The sequence below is a fragment of the Kitasatospora sp. NPDC018619 genome (assembly GCF_044391605.1).
In the GTDB taxonomy this organism is placed as follows: domain Bacteria; phylum Actinomycetota; class Actinomycetes; order Streptomycetales; family Streptomycetaceae; genus Kitasatospora.
In genome coordinates, this window is the sequence record NZ_JBISAI010000042.1 from 1 (window position 1) to 5205 (window position 5205).

Consider the following 5205-nt stretch of genomic DNA (forward strand, 5'->3'; position numbering starts at 1 on the left):
ACGGCTTCGGTGCGCAGGGGGTTGATCTCGGAGACGGCGCCGACGAGCGTGGTCTTGCCGACACCGAAGCCGCCCGCGACGACGATCTTGGCCGAGGTGGTGGCGCGGGTGGGGGCGGCCGCGTTAGAGCTTGCGAAGTCCACTGAGGACCCTTTCGAGCAGCGTGACGTCGGGCTGGTTTCCGGTTTCGCCGCCGGAAGCGGGCTGGTGGATGGCGACCAGGCCGGCCTCGGCCAGGTCGGCCACGAGGATGCGGGCCACCCCCAGGGGAAGTGAGAGCAGTGCCGACACCTCGGCGACGGACTTGACCTCCGTGCACAGCGTGCAGATCCGCTGGTGCTCGGGGAGCAGCGTGGCCAGGCGCTGCGGGTCGACGTCGGCGGAGACCAGGGCCTCCAGCGCGAGTTCGTAGCGCGGCCTGGTCCGTCCGCCGGTCATGGCGAACGGGCGGATCAGCGGTCCGGAGTCGGGCTCGTCCTCGAACTCCTCGACGTGGCCGGGCTCCTGGGGCAGGTAGCCGGGGGCCGGCTCGGGCGCCGGAGCCGGGTAGCCGGGGGCCGGGGCGCCGTACGCGCCCTGGTGGGCGTACTGGTCGTACTGGCCGTACTGCTCCTCGGGGCGGCGGTACGTCTGCCGGGGCTGTCCGTACTGGTGCCGGCCGTACTGCTGACCGTGGCCGACGCCGGGTGCTCCGAAGGCGTCATGGCCTGTGCCAGGGTACGGAACACCGTACTGGCCGCTGCGGTCGTCGGGCGGTGTCACGGTTCCTCTCCTCACAGGGTGCGGCGGTGCGGTGCGAGCTTCGGCGCAGGTCCGGAGCCGGTGGTGCGAAGGCCGTACAACGTCCGAACCCGAGCCCGCCGAAGCGGGCCCGGGAAGGACGCGGAGGTACTTCGAATACCTGGACGGTATCCGACGAACCGTCAGTGCAGGAGACTGCCCTGGAGTTCAGCGCGCAGGGCGGGGGTGAGGACGGCGCCGGCGCGGTCGACGAGCAGGGCCATCTCGTAGCCGACCAGGCCGATGTCGGAGTCCGGCGCGGCCAGGACGGCGAGCGCGGAGCCGTCGCTGACGGCCATCAGGAACAGGAAGCCCCGCTCCATCTCGACCACGGTCTGGTTGACCTCGCCGCCCTCGAAGATCCGGCTGGCGCCGGAGGTGAGGGAGGTGAGGCCGGAGGCGACGGCGGCGAGCTGGTCGGCGCGGTCCCGGGGGAAGCCCTCCGACATGCACAGCAGGAGGCCGTCCGCGGAGACCACCACGGTGTGGGACACCCCGGGGGTGTTGTCCACGAAATTGGTGATCAGCCAGTTCAGGTTCTGTGCGGCCTGGCTCATCTGAGTCAACTCAACGCTCCTGGTGGTTCGAGCCGCCGAAGAGATCGGTGCTGCGGTTCTGTCCGTTGCCGGACTGGTCTGCCTGATCGGGGTCGATCCGGAAGCTTCCGGTGTTGCCGGCGCTGCGGCCCTGCTCCACGCCGCGGCGCAGGTTGGTGAGGCGGCCACGGACCTCCTCCGGGCTGCGGGAGACCTGCGGCCCGTCCTGCGAGGTGGACTTGGCGTTGCCGGGCACCAGGTTCTGCTTGGGCACGCGGCGCGGCAGACCGGCACCGGTGGTGCCGCCGGACGCGGGCTCGCGCAGCTGCTCGGCCCGCTGCCAGTCGCCGTCGTTGGGGGACTGCCAGGCGGCGCTGGCGGTCGGGCCGGTCGGGCCGTAACCGCCGAGCGAGGACACGTCGTGGCCGCGCTGGACCTCGGGCGCCGAGGTGTCCTTGGCGCCGGCGAACCAGTTCGGGCTCTCACCGGACGGGCTGCCACCGGCCGGGGTCGCGGAGGGGCCCCCGGCCAGCTGCTCGCCGGGGCGGCGCTGCGGCAGCCCGGACGGCAGGGTGGTGTGCGGCTCGGCGGCGGGCAGCGCGGGCGGCTCCGGGGTGTACGGGTGGTCGGCCGGGGACTCCTGGGCCGGCCGGCCGTACTGGTCGTCGTAGCCGTCCTGCCGGTAGCCGTCCTGGTCGTAGCCGTACGAGCCGTCGGCGTACTCCTGCTGCTGCCCGTAGCCCTGCGGGGCGTACTGGTCGTAGCCGTCCTGGGCGTACTCGTCCTGCTGGTAGCCGCCCTGGTCGTAACCGCCCTGGTCGTAGCCGTACTGCTCCTCGGCGTACGGCTCCTCGGCGTACTCCTGCTGCCCGTAGCCCTGCGGGGCGTACTGGTCGTAGCCCTGCTGGTAGTCCTCCTCGACCTCGGCGTCGACCACCGGCGCCTGCGGGGCGCTCTCCAGGGCCGCGCGGCGGACCTGGTCGAGGCGCTGCGAGCGCTGGACGGCCTCCAGGGCGGGGCTGAACCCGCTGGAGCCGGCGTTGCCGGTGCCGGTGAGGTGGTCGTCGAAGCCGAGCTCGGCGGCGCTGCGGGCGGGGGCCTGCGGCGCCCACTCGGCGGCTGGCTCCTGCTCGGCGAAGATCCGCGAGACGGTGAACTGCTCGTCCGGCTCCGGTGCCGCGGCGGACTGGGTGACGAACGGCGGCAGCATGACCAGCGAGGTGGTGCCGGCGGACTCGCCGGACGGGCGGAGCTGGACGCGGATGTCGTGCCGCTGGGAGAGCCGGCCGACCACGAACAGGCCCATGCGGCGGGAGATGGTGGCGTCCACCGTGGGCGGCTCGGCCAGCTTCTCGTTGATCTCCGCGAAGTCCTCGGCGGTGAGGCCGATGCCCTTGTCGTGGATCTCGACCAGCACGCGGCCGTCCGGCAGGCGGGTCGCGTTGACCAGGACCCGGGTCTGCGGGCTGGAGAACGAGGTGGCGTTCTCCAGCAGCTCGGCGAGCAGGTGGACGAGGTCGGTCACGGCGGCGCCGACGACGTCGACCTCCGGGATGCCGGAGAGCTCGACGCGCTCGTACTGCTCCACCTCGGAGGCGGCGGCGCGCAGCACGTCGACCAGCGGGACCGGGGTGTTCCAGCGGCGGCCGGCCTCCTCGCCGGCGAGGACGAGGAGGTTCTCGCCGTTGCGGCGCATGCGGGTGGCCAGGTGGTCCAGCTTGAAGAGGTTCTCCAGCTGGTCCGGGTCCGCCTCGTTGTTCTCCAGGTCCGTGATCAGCGCCAGCTGGCGCTGGATCAGGCTCTGGCTGCGGCGCGAGAGGTTGGTGAAGATCGCGTTGACGTTCCCCCGCAGCAGGGCCTGCTCGGCGGCGAGCGCCACGGCCTGCTGGTGGACCTGGTCGAACGCCCGGGCGACCTCGCCGATCTCGTCCTTGCCGTGCAGCGGGATCGGGGTCACCGAGGTGTCGACCCGGTCGGGGTCGGTCTTGGAGAGCTTCTCGACCAGGTCCGGCAGGCGGTGGTCGGCGATCTCCAGGGCGGCACCGCGCAGGGTGCGCATGCCGAGGATCATCGAGCGGGCCACGTAGCCGGTGAGCAGACCGGCCAGGACGAGCGCCGCGACGACGATGACCGTGTTGAGGATGGCGTCGTAGAGCGCGTTGTCCTTCAGGGCGCGGGAGTCGGTGAGGACGTCGTCCAGCAGCGCGACCTCGGTGTTCCGCAGGGCCTGGATGTGGGTGTTGGCGGCCTGGTTCCAGTTGTCCGGGGTCAGGCCGGCGTTCTTCGCCTCGGCGTACGCGGCGTCGGCGGCGGCCTTGCCCTTCAGCTGGCCCTCCGAGGCGGCCTGGCTGTAGGCGGAGCCCAGCTGGAGCAGGCCCTGCATGGTGGGCGCCGCGCCGTTGGGCATCTTGTACGCCGAGCGGTCCTGGGCGGTGGCCAGGGCGACCTGCGCGGCCGCGTACTTCCTGGCGTCCTCCGGGGCGCTGCCGGTGTTGAACTCGTTGATGGAGACCTGCTCCAGCTTCTCCGCGACCAGGATCTGCTGGATCACGTCCTGGTTCTCGTACCGCGTGGTGACGTTGGCGGAGATGCCGACGAGCAGGTTGAGCATCAGGGCGCGCTGGGTCGAGGCGGAGGCCTTGGCCAGCGACATCGCGTAGATCGCGCGGCCCTTGCTGGTGGCGTTGCTGGAGCCGAGGCCGACCGAGTTGTCGTAGGCCAGCAGCGGGGCGAGCAGCACCGAGTAGGCGTTGGCGGTGGCGCTGATGAACAGCTCGGGGTTGTAGGCGTTGGCCCGCAGGTGCGGCAGGTCGACGACCAGGGACTGGAAGGCCGCGTGGCGGCGGGGGAGCTCGCCGGACTGGTCGGAGGCCGCGTAGGCGGCGTTGTAGGCCTTCAGCGCGGCGTCGGTGTCGCCCCGCCGCTTGGTCACCTCGTTGTTCGGGTCCTGCTTGGTGATCAGGGGTATGAGCGTCTTGTCGCGCTCGTTCTCCAGCGCTTCGGCGAGTTCGGTCGCCGCCTTGGCCAGCTCGGCGGTCTTCTCGGCGCGGGAGGCCTTGATGTAGCCGTCGACGGAGGTGTTCACGCGCAGACCGCCGAAGACGAGACTGATGATCACGGGGATCAGCAGGATCGCGATCAGACGGGTCGGCACGCGCCAGTTGCGCGGGCGGAGGAAGTCGTACCGGCTGGGGCCGCGGCCGTCGCCGGACGAGCCGCCGCCGCGGGGCGTCGTGGCGGCGGCCTGGGGCTCGGGGGCCGGGGCGGGGTTCTGGGCGCGCTCCTCGGTGGGAGTGAACGCGGAGAATCCCGCCGGACCCTCCGGGGTGCCGTTCGGCTCGCCCTGGCGGGACTCGGAGCGCCGCTGCGGGGCGGGTTGCTGCTTACGCCTCACTCGACAACTACCTCTCGGCCGACTGCCGGCCATGGATCAATCCAGCGCTACCCAGGGGCCCTGACCCGCCGCCGGACGGGCCGGCGCAGGAGACACCCAGGGATAGCTGGAATTTCAGCACGTGCAGGGTTGGGGGACAAACAGCCGCCGTCCGGCACCTGCGTCGGTACAATCCGGACAATCACCGACATGATGGAGCAAAACCGTGGTCACCTGGCGCTGAGTGGCGCTGATTCGCCACACTGAGTCATTGTTGATCACAAAATGCCTACCGAACTGTTATCCGCTGCTTATACACGGGTCTTGCGCGGGGCCCCCGGAGGACACCGGCCGGTAAGCGTCGCGGCCCCGACGGTCCGTGGCGGGAGACGGGCCGCCGGGGCGGTGCGGTTCCCTCCCGCTCAGCGGAGCCGGGCGAGGAGGGCGTGTTCGACGAGGGTGATGAGGGCGCTCTTGGCGCTGTCGCGTCGGCGGGCGTCGAGGGTGATGACGGGG

General features: G+C 71.6%; 3 protein-coding genes and 2 pseudogenes. All 5 read right to left on the reverse strand.

The window, feature by feature from the left end:
• Positions 1–143 (reverse strand): annotated as a pseudogene (locus ACH5AR_RS33780) (ATP-binding protein); the annotation flags it as partial.
• Entirely contained in the window at positions 124–762 is a 639-nt protein-coding gene (locus ACH5AR_RS33785; RefSeq protein ID WP_396305352.1) for a DUF742 domain-containing protein, read from the reverse strand. The gene ACH5AR_RS33785 and the pseudogene ACH5AR_RS33780, both read right to left, overlap by 20 nt.
• 161 nt (positions 763–923) lie before the next feature.
• Entirely contained in the window at positions 924–1337 is a 414-nt protein-coding gene (locus tag ACH5AR_RS33790; protein ID WP_030248297.1) for a roadblock/LC7 domain-containing protein, read from the reverse strand.
• Between the two features lie 10 nt (positions 1338–1347).
• Entirely contained in the window at positions 1348–4710 is a 3363-nt protein-coding gene (locus ACH5AR_RS33795) for a nitrate- and nitrite sensing domain-containing protein (RefSeq protein WP_396305353.1), read from the reverse strand.
• A 401-nt stretch (positions 4711–5111) separates the two neighbouring features.
• Positions 5112–5205 (reverse strand): annotated as a pseudogene (locus tag ACH5AR_RS33800) (ATP-binding protein); the annotation flags it as partial.

What these genes read in the sequence shown, in the direction of transcription:
- ACH5AR_RS33790 (WP_030248297.1), bottom strand. Translation starts at nt 1,337, where the DNA reads ATGAGCCAGGCCGCACAGAACCTGAACTGGCTGATCACCAATTTCGTG.